The 15525-nt window shown below is 56.1% G+C and carries 12 protein-coding genes; 7 read left to right on the top strand and 5 right to left on the bottom strand.

Annotation, left to right across the window (positions count from 1 at the left end; translation table 11 throughout):
- Positions 1 to 87: 87 nt before the first annotated feature.
- The 4 genes from QMZ30_RS09830 to fabF are packed head-to-tail and all read left to right on the top strand — an operon-like array spanning position 88 to position 4496.
- A complete protein-coding gene (locus tag QMZ30_RS09830) occupies positions 88 to 633 on the top strand; it encodes a winged helix-turn-helix transcriptional regulator (protein WP_283227223.1) in 546 nt (181 codons plus the stop codon).
- On the top strand, positions 630 to 1670 hold the full coding sequence (locus tag QMZ30_RS09825) for an HlyD family secretion protein (protein WP_283227222.1): 1041 nt from the start codon (positions 630 to 632) through the stop codon (positions 1668 to 1670). The genes QMZ30_RS09830 and QMZ30_RS09825 overlap by 4 nt, the downstream gene beginning before the upstream one ends.
- Positions 1667 to 3223: a DHA2 family efflux MFS transporter permease subunit gene (locus QMZ30_RS09820; RefSeq protein ID WP_283227221.1), complete on the top strand. Its 1557-nt coding sequence runs from the start codon at positions 1667 to 1669 to the stop codon at positions 3221 to 3223. The genes QMZ30_RS09825 and QMZ30_RS09820 overlap by 4 nt, the downstream gene beginning before the upstream one ends.
- A 10-nt stretch (positions 3224 to 3233) precedes the next feature.
- Positions 3234 to 4496 carry a beta-ketoacyl-ACP synthase II gene (fabF, locus tag QMZ30_RS09815; RefSeq protein WP_283227220.1) on the top strand — a complete coding sequence of 421 codons (1263 nt, stop codon included), beginning with the start codon at positions 3234 to 3236 and terminating at the stop codon, positions 4494 to 4496.
- 103 nt (positions 4497 to 4599) lie between these two features.
- Here the strand turns inward: fabF and uxuA are convergent, their stop codons facing one another.
- Positions 4600 to 5664, bottom strand: a complete 1065-nt coding sequence (uxuA, locus tag QMZ30_RS09810) for a mannonate dehydratase (protein ID WP_283227219.1) — start codon at positions 5662 to 5664, stop codon at positions 4600 to 4602.
- 326 nt (positions 5665 to 5990) lie between these two features.
- Here uxuA and QMZ30_RS09805 point away from each other — a divergent pair, with 326 nt between their 5' ends.
- The gene (locus QMZ30_RS09805; protein ID WP_039327165.1) at positions 5991 to 6938 is read left to right on the top strand and encodes a sensor domain-containing diguanylate cyclase; all 948 of its coding nucleotides are present in this window, start codon (positions 5991 to 5993) and stop codon (positions 6936 to 6938) included.
- A gap of 21 nt (positions 6939 to 6959) precedes the next feature.
- Here QMZ30_RS09805 and QMZ30_RS09800 read toward each other — a convergent pair whose 3' ends face one another.
- Together QMZ30_RS09800 and QMZ30_RS09795 are read right to left on the bottom strand one after the other, a co-directional pair.
- The gene (locus tag QMZ30_RS09800) at positions 6960 to 8828 is read right to left on the bottom strand and encodes an amidohydrolase (protein ID WP_283227218.1); all 1869 of its coding nucleotides are present in this window, start codon (positions 8826 to 8828) and stop codon (positions 6960 to 6962) included.
- A gap of 19 nt (positions 8829 to 8847) precedes the next feature.
- Entirely contained in the window at positions 8848 to 9408 is a 561-nt protein-coding gene (locus QMZ30_RS09795) for an antibiotic biosynthesis monooxygenase (RefSeq protein WP_283227217.1), read from the bottom strand.
- A gap of 129 nt (positions 9409 to 9537) precedes the next feature.
- Between QMZ30_RS09795 and QMZ30_RS09790 the strand changes: the two genes are divergently transcribed.
- Positions 9538 to 10446, top strand: a complete 909-nt coding sequence (locus tag QMZ30_RS09790; protein ID WP_039327171.1) for a LysR family transcriptional regulator — start codon at positions 9538 to 9540, stop codon at positions 10444 to 10446.
- Positions 10447 to 10536: 90 nt separating this feature from the next.
- Here the strand turns inward: QMZ30_RS09790 and QMZ30_RS09785 are convergent, their stop codons facing one another.
- On the bottom strand, positions 10537 to 12126 hold the full coding sequence (locus QMZ30_RS09785) for an MFS transporter (RefSeq protein ID WP_283227216.1): 1590 nt from the start codon (positions 12124 to 12126) through the stop codon (positions 10537 to 10539).
- Between the two features lie 217 nt (positions 12127 to 12343).
- On the opposite strand from QMZ30_RS09785, the gene QMZ30_RS09780 reads away from it, so the two are divergent.
- Positions 12344 to 13162, top strand: a complete 819-nt coding sequence (locus QMZ30_RS09780) for an alpha/beta fold hydrolase (RefSeq protein ID WP_283227215.1) — start codon at positions 12344 to 12346, stop codon at positions 13160 to 13162.
- A 309-nt stretch (positions 13163 to 13471) separates the two neighbouring features.
- Here the strand turns inward: QMZ30_RS09780 and treF are convergent, their stop codons facing one another.
- Positions 13472 to 15130 carry an alpha,alpha-trehalase TreF gene (gene treF / locus QMZ30_RS09775; RefSeq protein WP_052205870.1) on the bottom strand — a complete coding sequence of 553 codons (1659 nt, stop codon included), beginning with the start codon at positions 15128 to 15130 and terminating at the stop codon, positions 13472 to 13474.
- Between the last annotated feature and the right edge of the window lie 395 nt (positions 15131 to 15525).

The following is a 15525-nucleotide window of genomic DNA, read 5'->3' as shown; positions in this document are numbered from 1 at the left end:
TCCTTGCTTTCATTTTGCAAGTGACTTGCAAAATGAAAGTGACTTTGCGACAGTATTCCGCATCAAATCTCCTGCGGAATACCCCTCATGAAAAACGAACCGCTTTACCATATGCCTTGCCCTATCGCCCGCAGTCTGGGTCGCGTCGGAGATGGCTGGAGCATGCTGATCATGCGCGACGCGCTGGCTGGCTTTACCCGCTTTGACGAGTTCCAGAAAAGCAGCGGCGTTGCGCCGAACATCCTGTCGCGTCGCCTGAAAGAGTTGGTGGAAGATGGTCTGCTGGAGAAGGTGTGCTATAGCACCACACCAGCGCGTTACGAATATCATCTGACTCACGCCGGACGTGATTTGCGCGGCGTGATTCTGGCGCTGGCCGAGTGGGGCAGCACGCACTTTTCGCCGGAAGGGCGTCAGATGCAGCTGGTGGAAACCGCCACCCAGCGCCCGGTGAAACTGCAACTGGTCGATAGCGAGAATGGCCAGCCGCTGACGCTGGAAAAATACCAAATGGTGCCGGGTCCGGCAGCGGTGCCAATGATGCACTATCGCCATGACTATCTGCAGAAAAAACGCGCCGGTGATACCACGCAGAAATTCACACCGCCTGCGCTGGCAGAGAAGCAATCATGACACTCACGCGCAAAAAATCGGCGCTGCTGTTAGCGCTGACGCTGGGTGGCGTGGCACTGGCAGGCTATGGCTATTACTGGTGGCATACGGCGCGCTTTATGCCCTCGACTGACGATGCCTACGTCGGCGCGGATATCAGCGCGATCTCGGCGAAAGTCCCGGGTTATATTCACACGCTGGCGGTGCAGGACAACGCCAGGGTGAAAAAGGGCGATCTGCTGGTGCAACTGGATAACCGGGATTATCTGGCGGCGCTGGATCAGGCGGCGGGTGAAGTCGCCGCACAGCAAGCCGCGTTGAGTGATATCGCGGCGACGCGCCAGTTGCAGCTCGCCACCATTGCCGGAACGCACGCTTCATTGTTGGCGGCACAGGCGGTGACGCAGAAAACCACCTCGGATCAACGTCGTTACAGTGCGCTGGCAAGCAGCTCAGCGGTGTCGCAACAGATTCGCGACCATGCGCAATCGGATTACCATCAGGCAATAGCCGAAGAGAGCAAAAGCCGCGCCGATACCAGCGTTGCCGAGCGCCAGTTGCAGGTATTAGACGCACGCGAGCAGCAGGCGAAGGCGGCGTTAGTGCAAGCCCAGGCGGGGCTGGCGATGGCGAAGCTCAATCTTGAGTACACGGAAATCCGCGCCCCTTTTGATGGCGTGGTCGGTAATCGTCGCGCGTGGTCAGGCTCCTATGTCAGCAGCGGTACGCAACTGCTGTCGCTGGTGCCGGCACAGGGATTGTGGATCGATGCCAATTTCAAAGAGAGCCAGCTGGCGGATATGCGCCCCGGACAGGCGGCCCGCATTGTGGCGGATGTCTTACCCGGCCGCACGTTCAACGGCCATGTCGGCAGTTTGTCACCGGCCACCGGCTCGCGCTTCAGCATTCTTCCGGCGGAAAACGCCACGGGCAACTTCACTAAGATCGTCCAGCGCGTGCCGGTGCGTATTGTGTTGGATGGCGATGCGGCTGTTCTCGGCCTGCTGCGTCCGGGTTTATCCGTCACGGTGACGGTTGATGAGAGAAACATGCGATGAGCAGCGTGGCTGCGCCGCTGATGACCTCGGCAGAGATGCCGGTAAGCAAGAAGGTGTTCGCCTTCGCCACCATGTGCATCGGTATGTTTATTGCCCTGCTGGATATCCAGATTGTTTCGGCATCGCTGCGGGATATTGGCGGCGGATTATCAGCCGGCGATGATGAAACCGTGTGGGTGCAAACCAGCTATCTGATCGCGGAGATCATCATTATTCCGCTCTCCGGTTGGCTGGCGAGCGTGATGTCAACGCGCTGGCTGTTTGCTGCCTCGGCCTGCGGCTTTACGCTGATGAGCCTGCTGTGCGCCTGGGCGTGGAACATCCAGAGCATGATCGCCTTCCGTGCCTTACAGGGGCTGGCGGGCGGATCGATGATCCCACTGGTCTTCACCACCGCCTTTGCGTTTTTTCACGGCAAGCAACGGGTGATCGCCGCCGCCACCGTGGGCGCACTGGCCTCGTTAGCGCCAACGCTGGGGCCAACGGTCGGCGGATGGATTACCGATAACTTAAGCTGGCACTGGCTGTTTTACATCAACATCATTCCCGGCATTTACATCACTATTGCCGTGCCGCTGTTGGTCAGGATCGACGCGCCTAACCGCGAACTGCTGCGCGGCGCGGATTACTTCAGCATTGTGTTGTTGGCACTGTCGCTGGGGTGTCTGGAATATACGTTAGAAGAGGGCCCGCGCTGGGGCTGGTTTGACGACAGCACCATTACCACTACCGGCTGGATCGCCTTGGTGTGCGGCGTATTCTTCGTGATCCGCACGCTTAATCATGCGAAGCCGATCATGGATCTGCGGGCGCTGAAAGATCCGGGCTTTACCCTCGGTTGCTATTTCTCGTTTATGGCGGGGGTTGGGATCTTCGCCACCATTTACCTCACGCCGCTGTTTCTCGGCCAGGTACGTGGCTTTAGCGCACTGGAGATCGGGCTGGCGATCTTCTCTACCGGCATCTTTCAGATCTTATCGATCCCCTTCTATGCGTGGCTGGCGAATCGTGTCGATTTGCGCATTTTGCTGGCCTTTGGGCTGATGAGTTTTGGCTTGTCGATGTTTTTCTTTGTGCCCATCACCCATGACTGGGGCGCAAAAGAGCTGCTGTTTCCGCAAGCCTTTCGCGGCATGGCACAGCAGTTTGCCGTGGCGCCCACGGTCACACTGACGCTCGGCAGCTTGCCGCCAGCAAGACTAAAATTAGCCTCAGGACTGTTTAATCTGATGCGCAACCTCGGCGGTGCCATCGGTATCGCATTGTGCGGCACCGTGCTGAACGACCGTACCAATCTGCATTACAGCCGCCTCGCTGACCATCTCAACAGCGCCAGCCTGTCACTCGGTGACTATCTGCAATCGCGTACCGCAGCCCTGATTCTCAACGGATTAAGTCCGGATGCCGCGCACACGGCGGCGCTGCAATCACTGGCTTCACTCACCCTGCGCGAAGCACGGACGCAGGCTTTCTCGGACGCATTCTGGCTAATTATGGTTGGATTTTGTATCGCCGCGCTGCTGGTTCCCTTTATGAAAAAGCCCGCGGCTTAAGGAGTTATCAATGAAACGTATTGTGATTACAGGTATGGGGCTGGTTTCGCCGCTTGGCTGCGGGACCGAAGCCGTATGGCAGTCACTGCTGGCCGGGAAATCCGGTATCAGCGCTTTGCCGGAAGAGATGGTGCAGGATATCAGCTGCAAAATTGCCGGCCAGGTGCCAACGCTGGAGCAAGATCCACAGCATGGTTTCGATCCCGAACGCGTGATCGCGCCGAAAGATCGCAAGAAAATGGATCGCTTTATTGAGTTTGCTTTAGTCGCGGCGCACGAGGCGCTGACGCAAGCCAACTGGTTTCCGCAGGATGAGGCGCTGCGCCAGCGTACCGCCACGGTGATAGCGACCGGAATCGGCGGCTTCAACGAAATCGCTAATGCGGTGGAAACCACCGCCAATCGCGGTCCACGCCGACTGTCGCCTTTCACCATTCCGTCATTCCTCGCCAATCTGGCGGCGGGACATGTGTCGATTGCGCATGGTTTCCGTGGCCCAATTGGGGCGCCGGTCACGGCCTGTGCCGCGGGCGCTCAGGCGATTGGTGATGCGGCACGACTGATCCGCAGCGGAGAGGCGGATATTGCACTATGCGGCGGGACGGAAGCCGCGATCCATCGCGTCAGCCTGGCCGGGTTTGCCGCCGCGAAAGCGATGTCCGGTGGTTTTAACGATCGTCCCGAGCAGGCATCACGACCTTTTGACCGCGATCGCGACGGTTTCGTGATGGGCGAAGGCGCTGGCTTGCTGGTGATTGAGTCGCTGGAGCATGCGCAGGCGCGCGGTGCCACCCCGCTGGCGGAGTTAGTCGGGTATGGCACCAGCGCAGATGCTTACCATCGCACCGCCGGGCCGGAGAGCGGTGAGGGCGCTCGCCGTGCCATGGAAACTGCGCTGGCGCAGGCGGGGATTACCCCTGCAGATGTGCAACACATCAATGCACACGCCACCTCCACGCCAGTAGGTGACAAAGGCGAGCTGGCGGCGATCCGCACGTTGTTTGCCGGTAGCGATGTGGCGATCACCTCGACCAAATCGGCTACTGGGCATCTGCTGGGTGCGGCCGGTGGAGTCGAAGCGATCTTCTCGATCCTGGCTTTACGGGATCAAATTGCGCCACCGACCCTCAATCTGTTGCATCCCGATGAAGCCGCCGCCGGGTTGAATCTGGTGGCGTTAAAACCACAGCCGATGGCGATACAACATGTGCTGTCGAACGGTTTCGGATTTGGCGGCGTGAATGCCAGTTTGCTGTTTAAAGGCTGGGGGTAACGGATAGGTTGGCTAACACTATTCTGCGGTCATCGGGCAGGTCGCCATAAATGGCGACCTTACAAAAACAGTAGGGTGCGCATTTATGCGCACCTGGCTGCTATCAGCGCTTACTCAACGCTTCCCACAATCCCATCAGATAGGTGGTACCCAACGCGCGGTCGTACAGGCCATAACCCGGACGGCCAGTCTCGCCCCAGATAAAGCGGCCGTGATCTGAACGGATGTAGCCATCGAAGCCATTGTCATACATCGACTGCAGCACTTTATACATATCCAGCGAGCCATATTCAGTCGGGTGCGCGCACTCGTAAAAATCTTTATCCTGAATAATCTTGATGTTACGCACATGGGCAAACGGAATGCGTTTGCGGCGCGAGAACTCCGCCAGGATGCCATACACATCGTTCTGCGGATCTTCGGCAATCGAACCGGTACACAGCGTAATACCGTTGGCCTCGGAATCCACCACGTTACAGATCCAATCCAGATCTTCGCGGTTTTTCACAATGCGCGGCAGACCGAAGATCGAATACGGTGGATCGTCAGGATGGATTGCCATCTTCACGCCCACTTCCTCACACACCGGGATCACTGCTTTCAGGAAGTAAGCCAGGTTTTCACGCAGCTTCGCGTCATCGACATCTTTATATTGTGCAAACAGATCCTGCACTTTCGCCAGACGTTCAGGCTCCCAGCCTGGCAGGGCGAAACCGTTGGAGTTACCCAACACCTCTTGCACCACTTCTTCGAGGCTCTTATCGATGCCTTTCTTCTCGAACGCCATGGTGAGTGAGCCATCTGGCAACACATAGTTCATGTCGGTCTTCATCCAGTCAAACACCGGCATGAAGTTGTAGCAGATGACTTTTACGCCCACTTCAGCGAGGTTACGGATGCTCTGCTTATAGTTCTCGATGTACTGATCGCGGCTTGGCAGGCCGATCTTGATGTCATCGTGAATGTTAACGCTTTCGATCACTTCGACGGTCAGACCAGCACCATGCACTTGATCAACCAGCGCTTTAATCTTGTCCTTCGGCCAGGTTTCTCCGACGGGCACATCATAGAGTGCGCCCACCACGCCGCGTACGCCCGGCACCTGGCGAATATATTCCAGCGAAACTTTGTCTTCTTTCGGACCAAACCAACGCATTGTCAGTTGCATAATCTCATCCACCGTTATCGTGTTGCTGCGATAACTGTTAAACTACCATTCTAGTAAACATGATGACAGCATCGTGCACCGAATATCCCTTGATCCGCGTCACAGATCATAATTTCTCCCTCCGTAAGACGTTTTTCGCTGGCTGATGCGCAGTTCGACTACCAGGTTCCAGTAAAGAAAGTTTTGTTCACTGATTTATAGGGATTATTTCGCCGTAACCTCTGAGGTCGGCGCAATTTGCCGCTGCTAATCGGCTTTTCATTTGTTTTATTTACAGAAACTTCCTGGCAGGCAAAATAGCCTTTATTTCCTCTCCGTCATCCATCATGTCCGAAGAAGCGCTGCGTCAGCAGATTCAGAACCTGAAAAAGCATAATGCGCGCTTAAAGCGCATAGCGCATGACGCGCGTAATAAGCTGAGTGCGGCGCTGGATGGAACCGGTTTATGTTTGTGGCAGCTGGATATTCCCAGCGGCAAGCTGGTGATTTTTAATCGTCGCTGGGGCTCCATGCTGGGTTTCCAACCCAAAGAGACCAAAGCGCAATTTGAGGTCTGGCGTGAACGCCTGCACCCCGACGATGCGGATGAGGTGTTGAAAGCCTTTTACGATCATATAGAAGGGCGCGCACCTTACTATGAAGCGCTGCATCGCATGCTGGGTAAGAATGACAAAATTACCTGGGTGCTGGATCGTGGGCGCGTCAGTGAATGGGACGAAGAGGGCAATCCGCTTAAAGTCACCGGCACCCATATCGATATGACTAAAGAGAAGAACTACGAAGCACAGCTCTCCTCTTTGGCTAACCACGATCCGCTGACGGGCCTGACCAACCGCCATGCCTTGCACACGCATTTCAGCAAAATGAAAGCGCAGGGGCCGCTGTGTGTGGCCTTTATCGATCTCGACAACTTCAAGCATGTTAACGACACGCTGGGCCATCGCAGTGGCGATGAGGTATTGATTCAGCTCAGCCAGCGCATCAGCGAGCAGGTACCGCCAAATGTGGTGGTGGGGCGATTGGGCGGTGATGAGTTTGTGCTGTTGATGCCGTTCCTGATCGATTTCCCGAAAGTACGCATCATGATGCAGGCGGTGCTGGATGCGGCGCTGACGCCGTTTGATGTGGATAACGGTCATGCGCAGATTGGCGCGTCAATTGGCGTGGCGGCGGTGCAGCCACATTATAGTTTTGATGAGGCGCTGACGCGCGCCGATGAAGCGATGTACCAGATTAAGAAGAATGGCAAACAGGGGTTTGGACTGGCGGGGTAAGGTTATCACCCCGCACCTCACTTAAAACGCAAAGCAAGAACAGCCCAGCGCACCCCAGAACGCATTGTTATCCGACACCGGCACCGAAGACTGACGCGCGACATCGTGCGAGTGGCTGTGCACGCCACAGGGGCCGCTGCACTGGTGTACTTTAGGCATCATCGCGGCACGGCCATTGGCTTGCGGTGGGGCGCTGCGATAGTGACCCGGCACGGTGACGACCGGTGACCACTCAGGCAAGACCGGCACCGGCGGTGGTGACAGCGGAGAGAAGCCGCCTGCGGCATACACGATTTCGCCATCCACCAGCGTCAACACCGACTCAATACCTTTAATCTCCTCTTCGGGCACGCTGAAGAAATCTTTCGACAGCAACACCAAATCCGCTAACTGTCCGACTTTAATCTCGCCTTTGGCATTCTGCTCGCTGGAGAACCAGGCACTGCCTTTGGTCCACAGCATCAGCGCGGTCTCGCGGTCAATACGGGCATTGTCATCATACAGCTGCATCCCGCCCACGGTGCGCCCAGAAACCAGCCAGTACAGCGCGGTCCACGGGTTATAACTGGCCACGCGTGTGGCATCGGTCCCTAAACCGACCGGGACACCGGCATCCAGCATACGTGCCACCGGTGGAGTCTGTTTAGCCGCCTCTTTGCCATAGCGATCAACAAAGTATTCACCCTGGAACGCCATACGATGCTGCACTGCCAGGCCGCCGCCCAGCGCCTTAACGCGTTCGATGTTGGCTTCGGTAATGGTTTCGGCATGGTCAAAGAACCAGTGCAGGCCGTTAAACGGAATGTCGCGGTTTACTTTCTCGAACACATCCAACATACGACTGATCGATTCGTTATAGGTGGCATGCAGGCGGAACGGCCAGCGATGCTCGACCAGATGGCGCACCACGCGCTCCAGCTCATCTTCCATGCCTGGCGCTAAATCAGGGCGCGGTTCAAGGAAGTCTTCGAAATCGGCCGCCGAGAACACCAGCATTTCGCCCGCGCCGTTGTGGCGCAGGAAGTCGGTGCCCTGGCCCGGTTTCAGCATATCGGTCCACTTCTCAAAATCTTCCAGCTCATGGCCAGGGTTCTGCGTGAAGAGGTTATAGGCGATACGCACCGTCAGCTGCTTTTTGGCATGCAATTCTGAAATCACATCGTAATCATCGGGATAGTTCTGGAAGCCGCCACCTGCATCGATGGCACTGGTCAGGCCGAGGCGGTTCAGCTCGCGCATAAACTGGCGCGTGGAGTTGACCTGCTGTTCCAGCGGCAGTTTCGGGCCTTTCGCCAGCGTCGCATACAGCAACATGGCGTTGGGGCGCGCAATCAGCATCCCGGTCGGATTACCATTGCTGTCGCGCTGGATCTCACCGCCCGGAGGGTTAGGTGTGTCTTTGGTGTAACCCACTACGCGCAGTGCGGCGCGGTTGAGTAAGGCGCGGTCATACAGGTGCAGGATGAAGACCGGGGTGTCTGGCGCTGCGGCATTGATCTCATCCAGCGTCGGCATACGGCGTTCAGCAAACTGGAACTCGCTCCAACCGCCGACTACGCGCACCCATTGTGGTGAAGGGGTACGCAGTGCCTGTTCACGCAACATGCGTAATGCATCCGCTAACGAAGGGACGCCTTCCCAGCGCAGTTCAAGATTGTAGTTCAGGCCACCGCGAATCAGGTGCAGGTGTGAATCGTTGAGGCCCGGAATGCCGGTGCTGCCTTTGGCGTCAATAATCTGGGTATCGCTGCCTGCAAAGCGCATCACTTCCGCTTCGCTGCCGACGGCCAGGAACTTGCCGTCTTTAATCGCCACTGCGCTGGCGAACGGGTTAGCACGATCCACGGTGTGGAATTTGCCGTTGGTAAAAATCAGTGAGGCCGTTGTCATTATCTCTTCTCCAGTTAGATTACGCGTTGCGGCCAATTAGCCACTGTTTTAAAACTCGTGTTACGACAGGCATCCATAAGAACACCACCAGTGCCACTACGCTGGCATCATTTAGCAAGTGGCCCCACAGCGTGCCGTGGGCGGCGGGTAAAACCTGGTTCCAGAACCACGGCACCAGATTGGTAGACGGAAAAATCACCCCCAGCGTCAGTAAGTATTGTTTCCATTTCGCGGGTTTGACCTGGCCTTTTTGCGTCGGGGTAAACCAGAACGCTGCGCCGGGACGCACCTCGATATGTTCTGGCTGCGCCAGCAGGGTTGGCAGATCTTTGATCAGGCTTTTGCGCTGGTCTGATTTCAGCCAGGCGTACAGCTCATCCAGCCCGGTAAAACGAATCAGTACGGTGTAGGCGTTATCGCCGTGTACCGGACGCAGCACATTCACACCAAGGTGCCCTTGAAAGCTCGCGGCCTGCGGCATGATGGTGTCGAGCCACTGCTCATAGCTGGCCTGCTTTTCAGGCAGGATGCTGTGGGTAATCACCAGCGTCACATGGTTGGCCTGCTGTGAATAATTCATAGGTTGTTCCTTAAGTTACTGCTGGTGAAAGTGCTTGCGTCGTTGAGTAAAAAAATACGAAATGAGAGCGTTTATTGATAACGGATAGATTTTGGGTTGTTGTTCAACAATTTTTGGGGAGGGTAAGGAATGCGTTTAAATCTTGAGGCATTGCTGATTTTGGATGCGCTGGATCGCCATGGCACCTTTGCGGCGGCGGCTGCGCGTCTGTTTAAAACCGCGTCTGCGTTGAGCTATACCGTGCAGAAGATGGAGAGCGATCTCAAAATCACGCTGCTCGATCGCTCTGGCCATCGTGCCACATTTACCCCAACGGGTCGGTTGATGCTGGAGAAAGGCCGCACTCTGCTGCGTGCGGTGAATGAGTTAGAACAGCAGGCGCGCTATGTGGAGAGTGGCTGGGAAAGTCAGTTGGTGATCAGCGTCGATGCTTCGCTGCCTTTTCGTATTCTCACGCCGCTGATCGATCAGTTTTATCAGGAGCATCCGCATACCCAACTACAGTTCCGTCAGGATGTGCTTTCCGGCTGCTGGGAAGCGCTCAACTACGGCGATGCGGACATTGTCTTTGGCGCGGTGCAAGAGCCCGCCACGCGCAAAGAGATTGTCTGCCAACCGTTGGGCTGGCTGGAGTATGTTTTCGCCGTGGCACCGGAACATCCGCTGGCCTCTGCGCCGGAACCGCTGCTGCGCGAGCAAATCCGCCAGTATCGAGCGGTTACCGTTCACGACTCCTCACGTCACGGTGCCGGCATTGATCTGCGCGTGTTGGATGAGCAGAAAACCTTGAGCGTGCATGACTTCCCCGCGAAATTGCAGGCGCAGCTCGATGGCTTGGGCTGCGGCTATTTGCCGCTGTACTTGGCAAAACCGCATCTGGAGAGTGGGGCGCTGGTGGCGCGTCAGCTGGATAGCGAGTGCCGTCGTGATATGGCGTATCTGGCGTGGAATGAGAGCGCTTCGGGTAATGCGGCTATTTGGTGGCGCGAGCATTTACTCGCGCTGCCTGGCCTGCAGGAGATCTATTCTCCGGCGTGATGGCGTTTGTTGGTGAGCATAAATGCGCACCCTACGATGTAGGGGCGCCATTTATGGCGACCGTGACGTTATCGCCGCGCGATCGCAACGCTAAATCGCAATATGATGGCTGACCTGCGGGGCATCTTCACCCTGATGGAATTGCAGTACCGCTTGCTGTAGTTCGGCATCGGCGTGGGAAACACGCTGGTGCTGACGCATATGCTCCTGCCATGACTCGACCATAAACCACTCTAACAAGGCTGTCGGGTCATCGGTTTGCTCCATCAATCCCCACGAATAGGCACCATCGCGACGACGAGACTGCGCCAGCTTGTGGATAGCGCGTTTGAATGCTGCGCGGTCTTCCTGTGGCACGCGGTAGCGAATCTGGATCAATACCGGACCATGACGCACATCCACCTCTTCGTGCACCACCGGATCGGCCCAGTGCTGTGCCGGTTGCAGATCTGCTTCTCCAGCGGGCAGTGCCAGACGTTTAAGCAACAGGCCACTGAGCACCAGACCTGCACCGGCAATCAGCAAGGTCGTTGCGAGACCTAACTGCTGAGCAATCAGGCCCCAGGCCAGACTGCCGCCCGCCAGCGTGCCGTTGAAAACCATCAGATAGACCGCTAAGCCACGGCCGCGCACCCAGTCGGGCAATACCGCCTGCGCCACACCGTTCAGGGTGGTGAGCGCGATAATCCAGCCCACGCCCAACACCAGCATCAACAGCAGTGCCAACCACTGCGGCGGGCTCATGGCCAGCGCCAGCATCACCAGCGCACTCAACACCGCAGAGAGCAGCATCAGGCCATCGTTGCTCAGCGTGCTACGTAAACGTGGCAGCAACAGCGCTCCGGCAATCGCACCGCCACCGACCGCCCCCAACAGCAACCCATAAAAGCCTGCGGTGCCGTGCAGCATGGTACGCGCCACTAACGGCAGCAGCGCCCAGATAGCACTGGCAAAGGCGAAATACATTGCTGCGCGCAGCAGGACGCGGTGCAACTCGCGGCTGGCTTTCACATAGCGCAGGCCAGCGCGGAAGGCACCAAAGAAGTGTTCATTCAGCTCGGTTTTCGCTTTCGCCGGGCGTTTCCAATACAGCAAGGCGGCTATAACGAAAAAATAACTCGCCACGTCGGCACCGTAGGCCGCCATAGCGCCTAAACTTGCCAGCAGTAAACCGCCGGTCGCGGGGCCGATTGCGCGGGCAATATTGATGCCCAACGAGTTAAGCGCCACGGCGTTTTTCAGCTCATGGCGCGGTACCAGTTCCGGCACAATCGCCTGCCATGCAGGACCAAAAAGCGCCGCGCCGATGCCGCCAACGAAGGTCAGGCCGATCAGCCACTCGACGGTGAGCCAGTTGTTGTGGGAGAGCAGCAGTAAGGTGCCGCTGACGCTGGCCATCAGCAGCTGCACCACAATCAGCAGGCGGCGGCGGTCAACGATATCGGACAGCACGCCCGCAGGCAGCGCCAGTAAAAATACCGGCAGGGTGGCGGCCGTTTGCATCAACGCCACGGCGGTGGGGTTATCGGATAATCCGGTCACCAGCCAGGCGCTGGCAACGTCGCGAATAAAGCTGCCGGTGTTACCCAGTACCGAGGCGGTCCAGATCAGGGCGAATAGCCCGTATCCGAAGGGAGAGAAGGCACCGCCGCGCGGTGCTGTTGAAGGTTGCTGGCTCATCATCATGTTCCTGTCAGTGTGCGATAGCTGCACCTTACGAAGCCCGAGGTCTGCTTGATAGCGGAAAAAATCGGCCAACTTGTCCAGGCTTTTTTAACAGCGGGACAGGGCAAAAATCTTTGAACAAGTTGTCAAAATCTCTGCTTTAGGTTTTCCCGATAGTTCGATGTAGCTTGATTGGCAGACACAACATCACTCACTTAACGGAGCAAAAAACATGAGCACATTCAAAGCAAAAGACGGCGTTAACCTCTACTACAAAGATTGGGGCAAAGGTCAGCCCGTATTGTTCAGCCACGGTTGGCCGCTGGATGCTGATATGTGGGACAGCCAGCTGAATTTCCTGGCTGAACGTGGCTATCGTGCCATTGCGTTTGACCGTCGCGGCTTTGGTCGCTCAGAGCAGCCTTGGGAAGGTTACGATTACGATACCTTCGCTGATGACATTCATGCGCTGATCGAACATCTGCAGTTAGACGACGTCACGCTGGTGGGCTTCTCAATGGGCGGCGGGGATGTTTCACGCTATATCGGGCGTTACGGCACCGCGAAAGTGAAAGGGCTGGTGCTGCTTGGCGCGGTGACACCGATCTTTGGTAAGACAGATGATCATCCTGAAGGGGTGGAAAAAGCGGTCTTTGACGGCATTAAAGCCGGCTTGTTGAAAGACCGTGCGCAGTTTATCAAAGACTTTGCCACTCCGTTCTACGGCGCCAATGCCGGTCAAACTATCTCGGATGGCGTCATGACGCAGACGCTGAATATTGCGTTGTTGGCTTCACTGAAAGGCACTCTGGATTGTGTCACCGCCTTCTCTGAGACTGATTTCCGTGCAGATATCGCCAAAGTGGATGTGCCTACCCTGGTGATCCACGGCAGTAACGACCAGATCGTGCCGTTTGAAGCCACCGGGAAGCTGGTGCATGAGATGATTAAGGGTTCAGAGTTGAAGGTTTACGAGAATGGCCCGCACGGTTTTGCGGTGACGCATCAGGATCAGTTAAACGACGATTTGCTGGCGTTTTTGCAGCGGTAAGATAGGTCTGCCCTCACCCTAACCCTCTCCCACAAGCGGGAGAGGGGACTGTTTTTAGCGATGATTAAGTAGAACGCAGGCCTTCAGACTCTCTCAATTCATCCCCTCTCCCTGTGGGAGAGGGGACTGCTTTTAGCGATGGTTAAGTAGAACGCAGGCCTTCAGACTCTCTCAATCTATCCCCTCTCCCTGTGGAAGAGGGGACTGCTTTTAGCGATGGTTAAGTAGAACGCAGGCCCTCAAACTCTCTCAATCCATCCCCTCTCCCTGTGGGAGAGGGCCAGGGTGAGGGCATCAGGCCGCACAATCTTAATCCGCCAGCAAATGCCCATACATCGACATCAACCGACGCGTCACGCCGTTGGTCCAGCCGAACCCATCCTGCAGCGGATATTCACCGCCGCCACCTGGACGGGCACGATCGCCGCTGATGTCATATTTCTCCACCAGCTTATGATGCAGCGAATAAAAGTTTTTCACTGTGGTGAGCCAGTTAACGGCAATCTCTGTTGCCAGCGTCTCTTCACCGTAGTGATTCAATCCGACAACCGCCATCCACTGCAACGGCGCCCAGCCGTTGGGTTTATCCCACTGTTCACCGCTTTCTACCATCGACGTCACCAGGCCACCCTGGGTCAACAACAACTGGCGTAACGCCACGGCTTGCAGATGCGCCTGCTCCGGCGTCGCCAGCCCAAGGAACAGCGGTACCACCGCAGCAGCCGTAAAGGCACCAAAGCGTTCATCGCGCCAGTTGTAATCACGGTATACGCCTGCCGTGCCGTCCCACAGATAACGGTGGATAGCTTGTTTGCGCGTATCGGCTTTCTTCTGCCACGCCAGCGCGGTTAACTCTTCGCCTTTGGCATGTGACAGCGTGGAGATCATCAACTCCAGCTTATACAGGAACGCATTGAGATCGACCGGAATAAACTGCGTGGTGCGAATGCTCGCCAGACGATGCGGATCGCGCAGCCAGCGAGACGAATAATCCCATCCCGAGGCGGCTCCCGCTCGCAAATCGCGGTACACCTCATTCGCCGGACGGCTGGATTTGCTGGCGGTTTCCACATCCTCCATCCACGACTCATCACGTGGCGTGTCGCGATCATCCCAGTAGCGATTAAGCAGCGAACCGTCGGGCATGCGCACCACATGGCGATAAGCCTGGTGCGGCATCAGCTCCCCTGCGCCATCCATCCAGAATTGATACTCCTTCATCAACTGGTCGAGATAGCGTTTTGCCCCACGAATCCCGTCTTCCTCGAACAGCTCAACCATCAGAGCAAACACCGGCGGCTGCGAGCGGCTGAGGTAATAGGTTCGGTTACCGTTTGGCACATGGCCGTAATTATCAATTAGCCACGCGAAGTTATCAGCCATGTCGCGCAGCAGATCGTCACGCCCGGCATCAGCGAGGCCGAGCATGCTGAAATAGGAGTCCCAATAATAGGTCTCACCAAAGCGTCCACCTGGCACCACGTAAGGCTTAGGCAGAGGCAGCAAAGAAGAGTGCGGTAAATGCTGCTGCGGCATTTTGGTTAACACCGGCCAGAGTTCATCAATATGTTCCGTCAGCGTTTTGTCCGGATTCGAAACATAGAAACTCTCATTCACCTGCGGTAAATAAAAATGGTCATGCACAAATTTTTCGAGATCAAATTCTGCCGTGCGTTTACGGCGGCGATAGCGGATTAATATATCCAGCGGATCGAATTTTGGCGCGCAGTCGGGGAAGGTTTTGCCATCTGGAAATATACGCGACATTTGTACATGCTCGAACAACTCCATATAGCGATCGGCAGGCGTCAGCGCATCCGGCGCGGGCAGACCTTCAATCAGCTCCGGCTCCGGTTCTGAATCCTGCATTCCTTCGCGGGTAAATTCGTGGGGATCGTATTGATACTCCAGTTCAGCATCATCGCGTCGATCCTCGAAAGCGTTGCGTTGCTGGTTGAATGTATTAATAGCGGCCTCCTGATAAAGTCCCGGTTGCGTAAAGACCAAATTATATCTTGCTGACAAGGCGTGACAACAATGCAAAATATCTATGAACGTAATAAATCTTGTCGATGGATCGGGTTTTTCGGTGAATTTTCAGGGATTACAACGGACTATATTTCAGGAAATGAAAGCGGTGTTTTAAATGAAGGTTTAAATTAGCGTGCAGAATTATCTGTAAATAAGAAAATCGCCATCATAGGGTTTAAAATCGCCATTTTGATTGATCAATTGATGGCAAACGAGGCGGGGGAGGCGGGCTGTCTGATGCCCTCATCCTGCCCCTCTCCCACAGGGAGAGGGGATTGATTGAGAGAGTTATCAGGCCGGCATTTTACTTGAACATCGCAATTAACTGTCCC

Origin of the sequence: Pantoea sp. EA-12, assembly GCF_030053355.1 — a bacterium.
In the GTDB taxonomy this organism is placed as follows: Bacteria; Pseudomonadota; Gammaproteobacteria; order Enterobacterales; family Enterobacteriaceae; genus Pantoea; species Pantoea vagans_C.
This window is presented reverse-complemented; position numbering and strand designations above follow the sequence as displayed.

Excerpts from the sequence above, each read along its gene's own strand:
- QMZ30_RS09830 (WP_283227223.1), top strand. The coding sequence starts at position 88 with ATGAAAAACGAACCGCTTTACCATATGCCTTGCCCTATCGCCCGCAGT.
- QMZ30_RS09825 (WP_283227222.1), top strand. The coding sequence starts at position 630 with ATGACACTCACGCGCAAAAAATCGGCGCTGCTGTTAGCGCTGACGCTG.
- QMZ30_RS09820 (WP_283227221.1), top strand. The coding sequence starts at position 1,667 with ATGAGCAGCGTGGCTGCGCCGCTGATGACCTCGGCAGAGATGCCGGTA.
- fabF (WP_283227220.1), top strand. The coding sequence starts at position 3,234 with ATGAAACGTATTGTGATTACAGGTATGGGGCTGGTTTCGCCGCTTGGC.
- uxuA (WP_283227219.1), bottom strand. The coding sequence starts at position 5,664 with ATGCAACTGACAATGCGTTGGTTTGGTCCGAAAGAAGACAAAGTTTCG.
- QMZ30_RS09805 (WP_039327165.1), top strand. The coding sequence starts at position 5,991 with ATGTCCGAAGAAGCGCTGCGTCAGCAGATTCAGAACCTGAAAAAGCAT.
- QMZ30_RS09800 (WP_283227218.1), bottom strand. The coding sequence starts at position 8,828 with ATGACAACGGCCTCACTGATTTTTACCAACGGCAAATTCCACACCGTG.
- QMZ30_RS09795 (WP_283227217.1), bottom strand. The coding sequence starts at position 9,408 with ATGAATTATTCACAGCAGGCCAACCATGTGACGCTGGTGATTACCCAC.
- QMZ30_RS09790 (WP_039327171.1), top strand. The coding sequence starts at position 9,538 with ATGCGTTTAAATCTTGAGGCATTGCTGATTTTGGATGCGCTGGATCGC.
- QMZ30_RS09785 (WP_283227216.1), bottom strand. The coding sequence starts at position 12,126 with ATGAGCCAGCAACCTTCAACAGCACCGCGCGGCGGTGCCTTCTCTCCC.
- QMZ30_RS09780 (WP_283227215.1), top strand. The coding sequence starts at position 12,344 with ATGAGCACATTCAAAGCAAAAGACGGCGTTAACCTCTACTACAAAGAT.